The organism is Cupriavidus oxalaticus, assembly GCF_016894385.1.
Taxonomy (GTDB): domain Bacteria; phylum Pseudomonadota; class Gammaproteobacteria; order Burkholderiales; family Burkholderiaceae; genus Cupriavidus; species Cupriavidus oxalaticus.
On the sequence record NZ_CP069811.1, the window covers coordinates 2,691,691 to 2,706,083 of the forward strand.

General features: G+C 65.7%; 13 protein-coding genes. 8 read left to right on the plus strand and 5 right to left on the minus strand.

Translation table 11 applies throughout. The features are described from left to right. Window position 1 precedes the first annotated feature (1 nt). A complete protein-coding gene (locus JTE92_RS11805; protein ID WP_063237551.1) occupies window positions 2-1,093 on the minus strand; it encodes a Zn-dependent alcohol dehydrogenase in 1,092 nt (363 codons plus the stop codon). A gap of 108 nt (window positions 1,094-1,201) precedes the next feature. Then, complete coding sequence (locus JTE92_RS11810; protein WP_063237552.1) at window positions 1,202-2,875, minus strand: phospholipase D family protein; 1,674 nt, start codon at window positions 2,873-2,875, stop codon at window positions 1,202-1,204. Window positions 2,876-3,255: 380 nt separating this feature from the next. Here JTE92_RS11810 and JTE92_RS11815 point away from each other — a divergent pair, with 380 nt between their 5' ends. Together JTE92_RS11815 and JTE92_RS11820 are read left to right on the plus strand one after the other, a co-directional pair. Further along, window positions 3,256-4,782: an amino acid permease gene (locus JTE92_RS11815; RefSeq protein ID WP_063237553.1), complete on the plus strand. Its 1,527-nt coding sequence runs from the start codon at window positions 3,256-3,258 to the stop codon at window positions 4,780-4,782. Between the two features lie 97 nt (window positions 4,783-4,879). Beyond that, complete coding sequence (locus tag JTE92_RS11820; protein ID WP_063237554.1) at window positions 4,880-5,224, plus strand: lysozyme inhibitor LprI family protein; 345 nt, start codon at window positions 4,880-4,882, stop codon at window positions 5,222-5,224. A 20-nt stretch (window positions 5,225-5,244) separates the two neighbouring features. Here JTE92_RS11820 and JTE92_RS11825 read toward each other — a convergent pair whose 3' ends face one another. Next, window positions 5,245-5,436 (minus strand): type II toxin-antitoxin system mRNA interferase toxin, RelE/StbE family, encoded by a 192-nt coding sequence (locus JTE92_RS11825; protein WP_084254463.1) that lies wholly within the window; start codon window positions 5,434-5,436, stop codon window positions 5,245-5,247. Then, window positions 5,423-5,689 carry a type II toxin-antitoxin system RelB/DinJ family antitoxin gene (locus JTE92_RS11830; RefSeq protein WP_063237555.1) on the minus strand — a complete coding sequence of 89 codons (267 nt, stop codon included), beginning with the start codon at window positions 5,687-5,689 and terminating at the stop codon, window positions 5,423-5,425. The genes JTE92_RS11825 and JTE92_RS11830 overlap by 14 nt, the downstream gene beginning before the upstream one ends. 323 nt (window positions 5,690-6,012) lie before the next feature. On the opposite strand from JTE92_RS11830, the gene JTE92_RS11835 reads away from it, so the two are divergent. After that, on the plus strand, window positions 6,013-8,175 hold the full coding sequence (locus JTE92_RS11835; RefSeq protein WP_063237556.1) for a TonB-dependent siderophore receptor: 2,163 nt from the start codon (window positions 6,013-6,015) through the stop codon (window positions 8,173-8,175). Between the two features lie 81 nt (window positions 8,176-8,256). On the opposite strand, the gene JTE92_RS11840 is transcribed toward JTE92_RS11835, so the two are convergent. After that, complete coding sequence (locus JTE92_RS11840) at window positions 8,257-9,600, minus strand: lysozyme inhibitor LprI family protein (RefSeq protein WP_063237577.1); 1,344 nt, start codon at window positions 9,598-9,600, stop codon at window positions 8,257-8,259. Between JTE92_RS11840 and JTE92_RS11845 the strand changes: the two genes are divergently transcribed. The 5 genes from JTE92_RS11845 to JTE92_RS11865 all read left to right on the plus strand — a co-directional run bounded on the left by JTE92_RS11845 (window position 9,599) and on the right by JTE92_RS11865 (window position 14,366). Continuing rightward, a complete protein-coding gene (locus tag JTE92_RS11845; RefSeq protein ID WP_147318596.1) occupies window positions 9,599-9,964 on the plus strand; it encodes a hypothetical protein in 366 nt (121 codons plus the stop codon). The genes JTE92_RS11840 and JTE92_RS11845 overlap by 2 nt on opposite strands. Window positions 9,965-10,104: 140 nt before the next feature. After that, on the plus strand, window positions 10,105-11,631 hold the full coding sequence (locus tag JTE92_RS11850) for an NCS1 family nucleobase:cation symporter-1 (protein WP_063237557.1): 1,527 nt from the start codon (window positions 10,105-10,107) through the stop codon (window positions 11,629-11,631). Window positions 11,632-11,674: 43 nt separating this feature from the next. Then, the gene (locus JTE92_RS11855; protein ID WP_029045211.1) at window positions 11,675-12,409 is read left to right on the plus strand and encodes an aspartate/glutamate racemase family protein; all 735 of its coding nucleotides are present in this window, start codon (window positions 11,675-11,677) and stop codon (window positions 12,407-12,409) included. A gap of 58 nt (window positions 12,410-12,467) precedes the next feature. Continuing rightward, window positions 12,468-13,457: an allantoinase PuuE gene (gene puuE / locus JTE92_RS11860; RefSeq protein WP_063237558.1), complete on the plus strand. Its 990-nt coding sequence runs from the start codon at window positions 12,468-12,470 to the stop codon at window positions 13,455-13,457. Between the two features lie 90 nt (window positions 13,458-13,547). After that, window positions 13,548-14,366, plus strand: coding sequence for a GntR family transcriptional regulator (locus JTE92_RS11865; RefSeq protein WP_063237559.1), 819 nt, complete (start codon window positions 13,548-13,550; stop codon window positions 14,364-14,366). Window positions 14,367-14,393 lie beyond the last annotated feature (27 nt).

Sequence of the window (14,393 nt, forward strand, 5' to 3'; positions counted from 1 at the left end):
GCTACGCCTGTTCGAACAGGATCACCGAACGCGCCAGCTCGCCGCGGCGCAGTTCGTCGAAGGCATCGTTGATGCACTCCAGCGGCAGGCGCTGCGCGATCAGCTCGTCCAGGTGCAGCCGGCCGCCCATGTAGAAATCGACCATGCGCGGCATGTCGACCGGGAAGCGGTTCGAGCCCATCAGCGAGCCCTGGATGCGCTTCTCACCGAGGAAATCGCTGCCCTTCAGTTCGATCTTGACGCCCGGCGCGATCATGCCGATCACGGTGGCGGTGCCGCCGCGGCGCAGCATGGCAAAGGCCTGCTCGGTGGTCTGCTTCAGGCCGATCGCCTCGAAGGCGTGATGCACGCCGCCGCCGGTCAGCGCGCGCACGGCATCGGGCACGTCGGCATTGCCGGCATCGATCACGTCGGTGGCGCCGAACTTGCGCGCCAGTTCCAGCTTGGCCGGCACGCGGTCGATGGCGATGATGCGGCCGGCGCCGGCAATGGCGGCGCTGTTGACCGTGGCCAGCCCGATGCCGCCGCAGCCGATCACGGCCACGCTCTCGCCCGGCTGCACCCTGGCGGTATGGATGACCGCGCCCATGCCGGTGGTGACCGCGCAGCCGATCAGCGCGGCGCGGTCCAGCGGCATGTCGCGGCGGATCGCCACCAGTGCGTGTTCGTGGATCAGCATCTGCTCGGCAAAGGCCGACAGGTTCAGGAACTGGTTCATGGGCCCGCCCTGCCGCGCCATCAGGCGCGGCTCCTCGCCTTCGCGGCGGCGGGTATCGGGCTCGATGCACAGCGACAGGTGCCCCGTCAGGCAATGCTCGCAATGGCCGCAGTACGCCGACAGGCAGGTGATGACGTGGTCGCCGGGCCTGACCGTGCGCACCTCGGCGCCCACCTGCTCGACCACGCCGGCAGCCTCGTGTCCCAGGACGGCCGGCATCGGGTACGGATAGGCGCCGTCCAGGAAATGCAGGTCGGAGTGGCAGACGCCCACGGCAGCGGTGCGCACCAGCACTTCGCGCGGGCCGGGCTTGCCGATGGCAACGTCTTCGATCACGAGCGGGGTCTTGGGTTGATGCAGGACGGCGGCTTTCATAACGCTCCTTTGCGGCGGGCGTGCCGGGACGGCACAGTGCAATGAAGCTGAAAACCATAACCGTAAACGATGGTTCAGGAAAGGCGCGTCGCAGCCGCGCTGCGATGTTTATAACTCTTCCTTGATCGGGAGCACACGCAGCACACCAATGCCCAGATGCTGCAGCGCGCCCATGCCGGGCTCGCTGTCGTAGGTGGTGAGCTGCCCGTTCTCGCGCGTGGTCCATGTCAGGCGCGCATTGTTGCCGTCGGCATCGGTGCGCACGCCGATGCGGTAGGCCATGTCGAGCAGCCCGTCCTCGGTGGTCCTGATCATGCGATCGGCCAGCGCCGGGCTGTCGAGCACGATGCCCATCTCGGTGTTCAGCCTGGCCGAGCGCGGATCCATGTTGAGCGAGCCGATGAACACCAGGCGCCGGTCGACGATGTAGTTCTTGGCGTGCAGGCTGGCGCGGCTGGACGACAGCCAGGAGCGCGAGCGCGAACCCTTGGCGGCCTTGCCGCGCTGCGCCAGTTCGGCATAGGCGCTGGGCTTGAGCTCGTACAGTTCGATCCCGGCGGCCACCAGTGCCTTGCGATGCGGGGCATAGCCCGCATGCACGGCGCTGACATCGGTGGCGGCGAAGGAATTGGTCAGGATGCGCACGCGGATGCCGCGCTTAGCGACCGCAATCAGCCAGGCCTCGCCGTCGTCGTCGGGGACGAAGTATGGCGAAATCAGCAGGACTTCCTTCTGCGCGCTGCTGATCATCTTCTCCAGCCGGGCGGTGGCATGGCCGGGATCGTCATGGATCTGGTGGGTGATCTTGGCGGCCTTGTCGGAGACCACCGTGGCCTTGCCGGTGTAGGCCGGCATGTGGCCGCTTTCGATGCCCTTGGCCAGGCCCGAGTCGAGCAGTTCCTGCACATACTGGCTGGCCTTGGCCTGGTCGCCGCGCGCTTCCAGGCGCTTGCGCAGGCTGCGCATTTCCACCGGCGCCTCCTTGCCCTCGGGAATCAGCGCCGCTACCGGGTAGGAAGACTCGTCATTCCAGTATTCGTCGAAGACCGCCGATACCTGCGGCACCGCCGGGCCGGCGATCAGCACGTCGAGGTCGCTGAAGTCCATGTCGGTGCGGGCGGAGAAGTAGGCATCGCCGATATTGCGCCCGCCCACCACCGACATCTGGTTGTCCACCGTCATCGACTTGTTATGCATGCGCCGGTCCAGCCGGCTGAAGTCCACCAGCATTTCCAGCCAGCGCAGGCTGCGGTTGGCGAACGGGTTGAACAGGCGCACTTCGATATTGGGATGCGAATCGATCGCCGACAGGATCTTGTCCACCTCGCCGCCGGTGCGCAGGTCGTCGAGCAGCATGCGCACGCGCACGCCACGGTCGGCGGCGTCGATGATGTCGCCCAGCACCGCGGCGCCGGTACCGGTCGGCTCGAGGATGTAGGTCTGCAGGTCAAGGCTGCGCTGCGCCGCGCGGGCCATCGCCAGGCGCGCGACCAGCGCATCGGGGCCGGACGAGAGCGGGTAGAACAGGGACTCGCCCGGCCGCTGCGCCAGGCGCGGGGCCAGCGCCTTGCCCAGCGGCGTATTCGCGGTGGTGGCGGTGGCGGCGGGCGCGCTGGACGGCGGGCGCTGGGCCGATGCCGGCAGGCTGGCGCAACCGGTCAGCCCCATGGCAAGCGCCAGTGCCAGCGTGATTGCCAGGGGCAGCGCGGCCAGCGGCCGCATGCGCTGGCGGCAGGTAGCGAACGGATAGAACGGATAGTGGCAGAAGAATGTCTGGAACATCCATGGATCTCCCTGCGCCGGGAAGGCGCCGGCCTGGCACTCGCTGTGCAGGCAACTGCACACAGACTGCATGTGGCGTGCCAGACCCGCTATCACGACAATACACCGCGGCAACAGGTGACGGCAGCGGTGCCACTCCTTTCCGCGCTGGGACTTTGTCCTACATGGCTTGTGCGCTGCGGCATGGATGGCATCAGGATGGCATCAAGGCTGCGGCTTTTCCGGCTCTGCGTTTTCTCTTATGATCCCGCCGCCAGGTTGTATATACTGGCCTGTAGCCGCCCCGGCGGCGGCGCCGGGCGACACCTCCGGCCCGCGTTGCCTCCGCAGGCGATCCCCGGCATAGTTGCGCGCTTTTGCGCGTCCCGACCCGAATCCCGATGTCCAGCCAACCTTCCACTTCCGGCGCTCCGGCGCCCACGCTGCGCCGCACGCTGCGCGCCCGCCATCTCACCATGATCGCCATCGGCGGCTCGATCGGCACGGGGCTGTTCGTGGCGTCGGGCGCCACCATCGCGCAGGCCGGGCCGGGCGGCGCGCTGGCCGCCTACATCCTGATCGGCGCGATGGTGTATTTCCTGATGACGAGTCTGGGCGAACTGGCTGCGTACATGCCGGTATCGGGATCGTTCGCCACCTACGGCGCGCGCTACGTCGACGAAGGCTTCGGCTTCGCGCTGGGGTGGAACTACTGGTACAACTGGGCGGTGACCATTGCGGTGGAACTGGCCGCGGCACAGCTGGTGATGCTGTACTGGTTCCCCGACACGCCCGGCGTGCTGTGGAGCGCGCTGTTCCTCGGGCTGATGTTCGCGCTCAATGCCATCTCGGTGCGCGGCTTCAGCGAGGCCGAGTACTGGTGCGCGCTGGTCAAGGTGGTGACGGTGATCGCCTTTATCGGCATCGGCACGCTGATGATCTTCGGCATCCTGCGCGGCGACATGCCGGCCTCTCACGGGCTGGCCAACCTGACCCTCGGCGATGCGCCCTTCGTCGGCGGGCTGCCGGCGCTGATCGGGGTGGCCATGATCGCCGGCTTCTCGTTCCAGGGCACCGAGCTGATCGGCATCGCCGCCGGCGAATCGGCCGACCCGGCGAAGAACATCCCGCGCGCGGTGCGGCAGGTGTTCTGGCGCATCCTGCTGTTCTATGTGCTGGCGATCCTGATCATCGGCATCCTGATCCCGTACACCGACCCCAGCCTGCTCAAGAGCGACGTGCAGACCGTGGGCGTGAGCCCGTTCACGCTGGTGTTCCGCCATGCCGGCCTGGCCTTTGCCGCCGGCGTGATGAACGCGGTGATCCTGACCGCGGTGCTGTCGGCCGGCAATTCCGGCATGTACGCATCGACCCGCATGCTCTACAACCTGGCCACCGAAGGGCGCGCGCCGCGCATGTTCGCGCGGCTGACGCGCAACGGCGTGCCGCTGGTGGCGCTGCTGGCAACCACCGCGGTGGGCGCGCTGTGCTTCCTCACCTCGCTGTTCGAAAGCAAGTCCGTGTACCTGTGGCTGCTGAACCTGTCGGGCATGACCGGCTTCATTGCGTGGCTGGGCATCGCGGTCAGCCACTACCGCTTTCGCAAGGGCTTTGTCGCGCAGGGCCATGACCTGTCGCGCCTGCCCTACCGCTCGCCGTTCTTTCCCTACGGGCCGATCTTCGCCTTCGTGCTGTGCCTGATCGTCACGCTCGGCCAGAACTACCAGGCCTTCACCAGCGGCAAGATCGACTGGGTCGGTGTGGCCGCCACCTACATCGGCATCCCGATCTTCCTGGCGATCTGGGCGGGCTATCGCATCGTGCACAAGACCCGCTTCGTGCGCTATGCCGAGATGGAATTCCCCGCGCTGCCGGTCGGCGGCGACGGCGTCGCTACGCGCGGCGCGGCCCCGGTGCCGGCCGAATAGACGCCCCATCCGCACGCTATGCTTGAGGCAGGCGCGCGGCGCGAAAGCGCCGCGCGCTTTTTTTTACCGACGCCAGCCCCTGCCCGAGGACAGCCCGATGCGTAAGCGCCACCGTCTATTCTTCCTGGCCCTGCTGGGCGCCCTTGCCGCGCCGGCCGCCGGCGCCGCCAGCTTCGACTGCGGCAAGGCGCGCCTGTCCGATGAGATCGCCATCTGTGCAAACCGCTCGCTCAACGACAAGGACGTGGAACTGGCCACCAAGTACAAGCTGCTCAGCGGCCTGTTCGCCATGGGCGTGCGCGGCACCATGCAGGACGAGCAGCGCGCCTGGCTCAGGCAGCGGCGCCAGTGCGGGCGCAATGTCGAATGCCTGAAGCAGCGGTACAACGAGCGGCTGGGGGAGCTGGACAGGGTTTATGAGGGGATTCAGAAGCCGTTGTAGCCGGGCTTGGCCATCTGCCATCAAAAGCCCGGTTCGCTGTGCGAGCCCAGCCGGATCCACTGAAGAGTCACGGCGTCCGGTTTCCGATAAATCAGCAGGAGATCCGGCCTGACGTGGCAGTCCCGGCAGTCCCGCAACGCCGACCGGTATGGGCCTTTCAATTCGCGTTTGTAGTCTCGTCTGAACTGGCTCGTCAGTTCAATCATCCTCATCGTTGAGATCCGCCATCAACGCCGCCACGGACCCGAATTTGCGCAGGCCGCCGGTCCGCGCTTCTTTCAGCGCGGCAATGGTTGCAGGGTTCGGAGTTATCAGCCCCGAAGGCAAAGCCTGCTCCAGCGCGATGCGGGTCAACAGCATGCGGATGGCGTCGGAAACGGTCAAACCCATTGCTTCCAGCACGGCCGCGGCCTCTTCCTTGATTTGCTGATCGATCCGGGCGCGAACGAAAGTCGAGGCGGGCATGGCAGGCTCCTGCGGACAATAACAAAGTGGGCGAGCAATTACTTGTTGGGCGGCCGGTTTTCAGAGAAATCCAGCCCGGACGGGCTCACCTCAATTGGGCTACGTTGGCAGCCTTGCTACGTTCCGTCGCGGCCCGGCCGCACGTTACGTGGCGATCGCCTCGCTGCACGGAACGTTCCCACCGTTGCTTTCACCACAACACCCCAGGCGTTCCGCCTTGACGCCGCCTCTGCACATGCCCATCATTCCGACTTTTCTTAAATGCGAATTATTCGCATTTGTATCTACATTTACATACAGGCCTGCCTGTCTTACCGCCAAGCATGAACCACGCCGACACCCGCGCCACCCGCCTGCGCGCACCCAAGCCTCGCCATCTCGCCGTACTGGCGCATGTGGCCGTCCTCACTGGCTTCCCGGCGGCAGCCGCGCTGGCGCAGGAGGCAGCGGCGGGTGCCGAGACGCAATCGCTGCCCGCCGTGACGGTCAGCGCCACCGCCGTCGATGACGCAGGCCTGCAGCTTCAGAAAAAAGCCAGCACCGGGGCCCTGGGCTCGCGCACGCAGCTCGACACGCCGTATTCCACGACCATCGTCACCGGCGAGGACCTGGCCGACCGCCAGGTCAGCAAGCTCGGCGACGTGTTTGCCATGGATGCCTCGGTCACCGACAACAGCAACGCCTACAACAGCTGGTCCAGCTACCTGACCGTGCGCGGCCTGCAGGTGGACTGGCAGAACGGCTTCAAGATCAACGGTCTGCCGTTTGTCGCGTACGGCATCACGCTGCCGTACGAGCACATGGAGCAGGTGGAACTGCTCAAGGGCCTGCCGGGCTTCATGTACGGCTTCGGCACGCCCGGAGGCATCGTCAACTACGTCACCAAGAAGCCGACCGACACCTTTACCGCTTCGTTCGAGCTGGGCTATCGCGCCGCCAACGTGTGGAGCGAGCACATCGACCTCGGCGGCCGCGCGGGCCCGGACAACATGTTCGGCTACCGGCTCAACTACACGCACGAGGAAGGCACGCCGTACAACGCGCGCAATGTGAACCGCGACACCGTATCGCTGGGCCTGGACGCGCGCCTGACCAAAGACCTGACCTGGACCTTCGACTCGATCTACCATGATCGCCGCACCACCGGGCAGATGCCGTCGTTCAGCTTCTGGACCTACACCGACCCGGCGCTGCCCGCCGCGGTGTCCGGCCGCATCCGCAACTTCGCCGGCAGCGACCAGCACCTGAACACCAACCTGCAGCTCTACACCACGGGCCTGCGCTACCAGGTCAACCCGGACTGGGCGGTCAGCACCAACTACAGCTTCAGCAAGGTCAACCGCAGCCGCAACGAAAGCCTGTACGGCATGATCAACCAGGCCGGCGACTACACCGATACGCGCTACGACACCGCGCAGAACCAGCAGGTGGGCTATTGGCAGGCGATGCTCGAAGGCAAGTTCCGCACCGGCCCGTTCGGCCACCAGCTGGTGGCAGGGCTGTCGTGGCAGAAGCAGATCGACCGCTATGACAACAACGGCTTTGCCGGCACGATCGGCACCGGCAATATCTTCGAGCCGAATACCAACACATACTTCAGCTCGACCGCCTTCAACAAGGTCCGCAACAGCGACATCACGCAGAAGTCGATCTTTGCCAGCGATACCGTGCAGCTGAGCGAGCGCTGGTCGGTGCTGGCCGGCCTGCGCGTGACCAATTTCGAGCAGAACGGCTACGTGCCGGCGGCTACCAACTACACCAAGAACGGCGTGGTCACGCCCACGCTGGCGCTGATGTTCAAGCCGGTGCCGGCGGCCACGGTGTATGCCAGCTATGTGGAAGCGCTGGAGCCGGGCTCGATCGTGCCGGACGGCTACACCAACGCGCGCCAGCTGCTCAGCCCGATCCGCAGCAAGCAGTATGAGCTCGGCGTCAAGGCCGACCAGCAGAAGTGGAGCGCCACCGCCGCGCTGTTCCGCATCGAGCGCGGCGCGGAATACGACAGCGTCAGCAACGGCGTGCCGACGCGGGTGCAGGACGGCTCCTCGATCTACCAGGGCGTGGAACTGGCCGGCGTGTACCGCCTGGGTTCGCAGTGGGAATTCGGCGGCAGCGCGATGTACCTCGACACCTACTACGACAAGGGCAACGCCAACCTCGACAACCGCGTCGCCGGCGCGCCCGAACTGGTGCTGGCAGGCCGCATCAGCTACCTCGTGCCGTACGTGCCGGGCCTGCGGGTTGGCGTCGACGGCAAGTACACCGGCAATATCAAGGTCAACGCAACCAATACGCTGGACGCGGGCGGCTATACCGTATTCAACCTCGGCGCCACCTACAACACCCGCGTGTACGGCAAGGACCTGACGCTGCGCGCGGCGCTGAACAACCTGACCAACAAGCGCTACTGGGGCTACCAGTATGAAAACTACCTGCAGCCGGGCGATCCGCGCAGCGTGAGCCTGACGGCGAGGATTGCTTATTGAGTGAGGCTTGGCTGCCCTCTCCCGAGTGCGGGAGGGCAGCGGTGCTCCTGACAAGCCAAAAAAGGGGAGGCGAGAGGCAGGCTACATGCCGTTGTCGCCTCCGACCTTGCCTACCGATGTCTTGATCCCGCCTGCGATGGCGGTGCGCAAGCCGTGGACGGCATACGTCTGCTCATCATCGCCCTTCAGGCTGCGCACCCGGAGTTGCGCGAACAGACCATCCTTGCGTGAATAGCCGCCGAACCAGTCGATCAGGCGCCCGATAAAGCATTGGCCGCCAACCCAGACCGGCATATCCCTCACGATTTCATAGGCGTAGTGGCCCGCGCCGTAGCTGTAGTAGGCATCGCGGTCGTCGTCCTTGACTGTGTCGGGGACAGGGCACAAGGGTTTGTCCTGCAGGCCTGCATCACGAGCGACTTCGCTGCTCACTTGAGCAAGCGCTCTCGTGATGGCCGCATGCAAGGCGCTGTCCAGCCTCGTCACCGTACCCTTCCCCTCGTCCTTCTGAACCTTGGGGACGGATAACCGATAGCGGTAGTGCACGGCCAGCCTGGGCACTTCGCCAACGACAGTCAGCGGTCTCAGCAAATAAATGTTGTCCACCCCGTAGTAGCTGTTCCGGTACGCTACATAAACGCGTCCGCGTAGCTTGATCAAGTCAGCTGCCTGATTGGCGCCGCGGCCATTGATCAGGTAAAGGTGTCCGTCGCCCTCCAGTTCGTCGACGAATTTACCGCCCTCCCGGTGCAGCGCGCTCACGAACGAGAACAGACCGGTTCCCCCGGAATAGCTGTCGATAAAGAGGTCGCGCCGGCCGTCCCCGTCGACATCCATTAGCGTGTAAGACGCAACGCCATTCTCGCCGCCGCCATCGATGCGCGATGCCTGCAACGCGCGCCATTCATCGCGGCTAACGCCGGCGGGACGCACCGTCGGGAACTTCGCGCCGGTGTACGGCTGCTTCTTGTCATTCACGTTGGCGAACTTCGTCATGCCCGTCTTGATGCGGATCGCATCGATGGCCCTTTCGAGCGGGAATACCGGATCTGTCTTGCGCGCGGCTTCCACGGCTTGGCGCAGGTCCTCAATCGCCTGCAGATCCACGCTGTCCGGCTTGTAGGCAATTGCTTTCCGCAGTTGCGCCTGCAGCGCGGCGATCCGCTCTTCGTATCGTGCGCTGCTGCAGTGCGTGTCCGAGCCACATTGATCCCGTGCCTTCAGCCACGCGAGCTGGGCCTGCCGTAATCGCGCATGCTGCTGGGGTTGGGCGCCGGCGAGCTTGCCGTACACGGCAGAGAGCTGGGTATCCAGCCTGAGCAAGTCTGCATCGGCGCAAATCGCGATCTCTGTCGTGCTCGCGGCGCGATCGCATTGCATGCCGGGCGGCGCTGCCTGCGCCGCGGTGGCATGGAGCGCAAGCATGGCGATCAGCGACGAAAAAATTCTGATGTTCACATTCACGTTTAGGCGGTACAGGCGGGTGGCAAACAAACTGCTATTGCCCCAAGGCTGGCTAGATGCCGTGCTGCCGCAACTGGCCGCCTGGTTCAACGGCGCGCAAGTGATCGGGTCGGGATCTTACCTTGCCATGCACTGCGCCCGATCCAATACGGCAGCCGCGGCTATCCCCTGCCACGTGTCTTTTATCTGCGGTAAGACGCCGCTCGCCGGGACGGCATTCATGTGCCCTGTTCCGCATATTGCAGCTTCCCTCCGCCTACCGGCCAGCACGTCTACCCACCTCGCTCTTTCGGGAAAACGAATGTTGACAATCATCAAACCGTGATCTACAACATCGTCTACACACTAAACAGATTTTGTAGACAATTTAGTAGACAGCACAGCAAGCAATCCCACGGCGCACAAAAGAGCCAGACGGCCGCACGTTCGCCTATCGTCAAGACAACCATCTGCCAGGAGACTCAGATGATGCAAACGACCGTAACGCCAGACGCGACCGCCGGCGCGCCGCAGGCAGGGCATGCCACACATGGCAATGCCCTGATCAAGCCCACCTACGACGAACGGCTGACCAACGAGGACCTGGCGCCGCTGCGCAAGCAGACCTGGGGCACCTACAACATCTTTGCCTTCTGGATGTCCGACGTGCACAGCGTGGGCGGCTATATCACCGCCGGCAGCCTGTTCGCGCTGGGACTGACCAGCTGGCAGGTGCTGGTGTCGCTGCTGGTCGGGATCGTGATCGTGCAATTCTTCTGCAACCTGGTGGCCAAGCCGAGCCAGGTGACCGGCACGCCTTACCCGGTGATCTGCCGGGCTTCGTTCGGCGTGCTGGGCGCCAATATCCCGGCGATCATCCGCGGGCTGATCGCGGTGGCGTGGTACGGCATCCAGACCTACCTGGCATCCAGCGCGTTCCTGGTGCTGGCGCTGCACTTCTTCCCGGCGCTGGCGCCGTACGCGGACCTCAAGCTGCATGGTTTCGCCGGGCTGTCCACGCTGGGCTGGGCGTCGTTCATGGTGCTGTGGTTCCTGCAGGCGCTGGTGTTCTGGACCGGCATGGAGACCATCCGCAAGTTCATCGACTGGGCCGGCCCCGCGGTGTACGTGGTGATGATCGCGCTGGCGATCTGGCTGGTGAACAAGGCCGGCTGGGAGAACGTCAACTTCACGCTGAGCTTCGTCAAGTACACCGGCTGGGAAGCGGTGCCGGTGATGCTGAGCGCGATCGCGCTGGTGGTGTCGTATTTCTCCGGCCCGATGCTGAACTTCGGCGACTTCTCGCGCTATGCCAAGGATTTCAAGTCGGTCAAGCGCGGCAACTTCTGGGGCCTGCCGGTCAACTTCCTGGGCTTCTCGCTGCTGACCGTGATCACCACCTCGGCCACGCTGCCGGTGTTCGGCAAGCTGATCACCGACCCGGTTGAGACGGTGAGCCATATCGACAGCACCTTCGCCATGCTGCTGGGCGCGTTCACCTTCATGACCGCGACCATCGGCATCAACATCGTCGCCAACTTCGTGTCGCCGGCGTTCGACTTCTCCAACGTGTCGCCCAAGCACATCAGCTGGCGCACGGGCGGCATGATCGCCGCGGTCGCCTCGATCTTCATCACGCCCTGGAACCTGTACAACAACCCGGCGGTGATCCACTACACGCTGGACGTGCTGGGCGCCTTCATTGGCCCGCTGTTCGGCATCCTGATCGCCGACTACTACCTGGTGCGCCGCCAGCACGTGGAAGTCGATGACCTGTACACGCTGAGCCCGCGCGGCCGCTACTGGTACCGCAACGGCTTCAACCCGGCGGCGGTGGCCACCATGATCCCGTCGGCCATCATTCCGATCCTGTGCGTGGTGGTGCCGGCCTGGCAGGCTGCGGCCAACTACAGCTGGTTCATCGGCATGGGCATCGCGCTGGTGCTGTACCGCCAGCTGGCACCGCGCATGATGCCGGGCCACCTTGCCGCGCCGGCTGCCGGCCAGGCTTGAACGACAACTCTCCTTCGACAGCATCCATCCCTGAGCCGCACCCATGAAGCTGAAGATCATCAACCCCAATACCACCGAGAGCATGACCGAGAAGATCGGCCAGTGCGCCCGCGCCGTGGCCGAGCAGGGCACGCGCATCAGCGCGGTCAGCCCGCGCATGGGCCCGGCCTCGATCGAGAGCCACTATGACGAGGCGCTGTCGGTGCCCGGCATCCTCGACGAGATCCTGGCGGGCGAGCAGGAAGGCGTCGACGGCTACGTCATCGCCTGCTTCGGCGACCCCGGGCTGTATGCGGCGCGCGAGGTGGCGCGCGGCCCCGTGATCGGCATCGCCGAGGCGGCGATGCACATGGCCAGCATGGTCGGCAGCAGCTTCAGCGTGGTCACCACGCTGGCGCGCACCTGCAATATCGCCTGGCACCTGGCCGAGCGCTATGGCATGAAGCGCTTCTGCAGCAATGTGCGCGCCTGCGACCTGCCGGTGCTCGACCTGGAGCGCCCCGGCTCGGACGCGCGCCGCATCATCACCGAGGCCTGCCGCCGCGCGCTGGTGGAAGACCGCAGCGAATGCATCGTGCTCGGCTGCGCCGGCATGACCGACCTGTGCGACGAAATCGCCGACGCCATCGGCGCGCCGGTGATCGACGGCGTGACGTGCGCGGTCAAGCTGGCCGAGGCGATGGTCTCGGTGCGGCTGGCCACCAGCAAGCGCGGCGACTGGGCGCGGCCGTTGCCCAAGGCGTATGCCGGCATGCTGGCGCCGTATGCGCTGAACTGAGGCACTGAACTGAGACGCTGAACTGATGCTTCGAGAACCTCTTACCTTATCGCGCAACATGCTCCAGACACCTTATCCCCGCGACCTGACCGGCTACGGCGCCCGGCCGCCCCACGCCCGCTGGCCGGGCGGCGCGCGCATCGCCGTGCAGTTCGTCCTCAACTATGAAGAAGGCGGCGAGAACTGCGTGCTGCACGGCGACGCCGCCTCCGAGCAGTTCCTCTCCGAGATCGTCGGCGCCGCGGCCTACCCCGACCGCCATATGAGCATGGAGGGTATCTATGAATACGGCTCGCGCGCGGGCGTCTGGCGCATCCTGCGCGAGTTCGAGCAGCGCGGCCTGCCGCTGACCATCTTCGGCGTGTCGATGGCGCTGCAGCGCCATCCGGAGCTGACGCGCGCCTTCGTCGAGCTGGGTCACGAGATCGCCTGCCACGGCTGGCGCTGGATCCACTACCAGAACATGGACGAAGCCACCGAGCGCGAGCATATGCGCATCGGCATGCAGATCATCAAGGAGCTGACCGGCGAACTGCCGCTGGGCTGGTACACCGGCCGCGACAGCCCCAACACGCGCCGGCTTGTCGTCGAGCACGGCGGCTTGCTGTACGACTCCGACTACTACGGCGACGACCTGCCCTTCTGGACCGAGGTGGAAGTCACCGGCGGCGAGAAGAAGCCGCACCTGGTAGTGCCGTACACGCTGGACTCGAACGACATGCGCTTTGCCACGCCGCAGGGCTTCAACACCGGCGAGCAGTTCTTCCAGTACCTGAAGGATGCGTTCGACGTCCTCTACGAGGAAGGCGATCCCGCAGGACAGGACAGCCCCAAGATGCTGTCGATCGGCATGCACTGCCGGCTGCTCGGCCGCCCCGGCCGCTTCCGCGCGCTGCAGCGCTTCCTCGACTATGTGCAGGGCCACAGCAAGGTGTGGATCTGCCGCCGTGTCGACATCGCGCGGCACTGGGCGCAGGTGCACCCGTTCCGCCCCGCGACGGCTGCCTCCGCAGTTGCCAGTGCCGCGAGGGAAGCTGCCACGGCCTGACCCCGCGCCGTCCACGTCGCCATATTTGTGTACGATATAGCCGTGTTTCGTCGCCACTTCCGGCGACACCCCGACTGTCCGTCCCCTGATATGGCAACCACATCGAAGAACGCGGCGCCCGGCGCGGCGGCAAAAGCGCCGCGCCGGGCTGCATCCAAAGCCGCAACCAAGGCCGCAACCAAGGCCGCTCCTCCAGCCCCCACGGAGGAGCCTGCCGGCAACGAGTCCGCCGCCGGCGAGGCCTCCGCCACCGAGGCCATCTACCTTGGCCTGCTGACCGCGATCATGGAGCATCGCCTGCTGGCCGGCACCAAGCTGGTGGAAGAACGCCTGTGCGAAGTCACCGGCGCCAGCCGCGCGCGCATCCGGCAGGTGTTCGCCCGGCTCGCGCATGAAAAGCTGGTCACGCTGGTGCCCAACCGCGGCGCCTTCGTGTCGAGCCCCACGGTCGACGAGGCGCGCGAGGTCTTCCAGGCCCGCCGCGTGGTCGAGCCCGCGCTGGCCGCGGAACTGGCGCTGGGCGCCACGCCGGCCAAGGTCCGCAGCCTGCGCCGCCATGCCATGGAAGAAGACAACGCACGCGCCCGCGGCGACCGCGCCGCGATGATCCGGCTGTCCGGTGAATTCCATATCCTGCTGGCCGAGATGGCCGGCAATGCGATCCTGGAAAAGCTGATCCGCGAGATGGTCTCGCTCACCTGCCTGATTATCACGCTGTACGACCGGCCCGGCGCGCCCGCATGCGCCGAGCACGAGCACCGCCAGCTGATCGACGCCATCGAGCAGCGGGATGCCGCGCGCGCCAGCGCGCTGATGGCCGAGCACCTCGAGCACATCGAAGGCTCGCTCGACCTGAGCATGCCCGACAGCGGCGCGCCCGACTTCTACAGCATCTTCAGCAAGGGCTGATCCGCGACCAGACTGCATCCAGCCGCC

Bases quoted from the DNA above. Each gene is read 5' to 3' on its own strand.
- JTE92_RS11805 (WP_063237551.1), bottom strand. From the start codon at position 1,093: ATGAAAGCCGCCGTCCTGCATCAACCCAAGACCCCGCTCGTGATCGAA.
- JTE92_RS11810 (WP_063237552.1), bottom strand. From the start codon at position 2,875: ATGTTCCAGACATTCTTCTGCCACTATCCGTTCTATCCGTTCGCTACC.
- JTE92_RS11815 (WP_063237553.1), top strand. From the start codon at position 3,256: ATGTCCAGCCAACCTTCCACTTCCGGCGCTCCGGCGCCCACGCTGCGC.
- JTE92_RS11820 (WP_063237554.1), top strand. From the start codon at position 4,880: ATGCGTAAGCGCCACCGTCTATTCTTCCTGGCCCTGCTGGGCGCCCTT.
- JTE92_RS11825 (WP_084254463.1), bottom strand. From the start codon at position 5,436: ATGAGGATGATTGAACTGACGAGCCAGTTCAGACGAGACTACAAACGC.
- JTE92_RS11830 (WP_063237555.1), bottom strand. From the start codon at position 5,689: ATGCCCGCCTCGACTTTCGTTCGCGCCCGGATCGATCAGCAAATCAAG.
- JTE92_RS11835 (WP_063237556.1), top strand. From the start codon at position 6,013: ATGAACCACGCCGACACCCGCGCCACCCGCCTGCGCGCACCCAAGCCT.
- JTE92_RS11845 (WP_147318596.1), top strand. From the start codon at position 9,599: ATGGCGATCAGCGACGAAAAAATTCTGATGTTCACATTCACGTTTAGG.
- JTE92_RS11840 (WP_063237577.1), bottom strand. From the start codon at position 9,600: ATGCTTGCGCTCCATGCCACCGCGGCGCAGGCAGCGCCGCCCGGCATG.
- JTE92_RS11850 (WP_063237557.1), top strand. From the start codon at position 10,105: ATGATGCAAACGACCGTAACGCCAGACGCGACCGCCGGCGCGCCGCAG.
- JTE92_RS11855 (WP_029045211.1), top strand. From the start codon at position 11,675: ATGAAGCTGAAGATCATCAACCCCAATACCACCGAGAGCATGACCGAG.
- puuE (WP_063237558.1), top strand. From the start codon at position 12,468: ATGCTCCAGACACCTTATCCCCGCGACCTGACCGGCTACGGCGCCCGG.
- JTE92_RS11865 (WP_063237559.1), top strand. From the start codon at position 13,548: ATGGCAACCACATCGAAGAACGCGGCGCCCGGCGCGGCGGCAAAAGCG.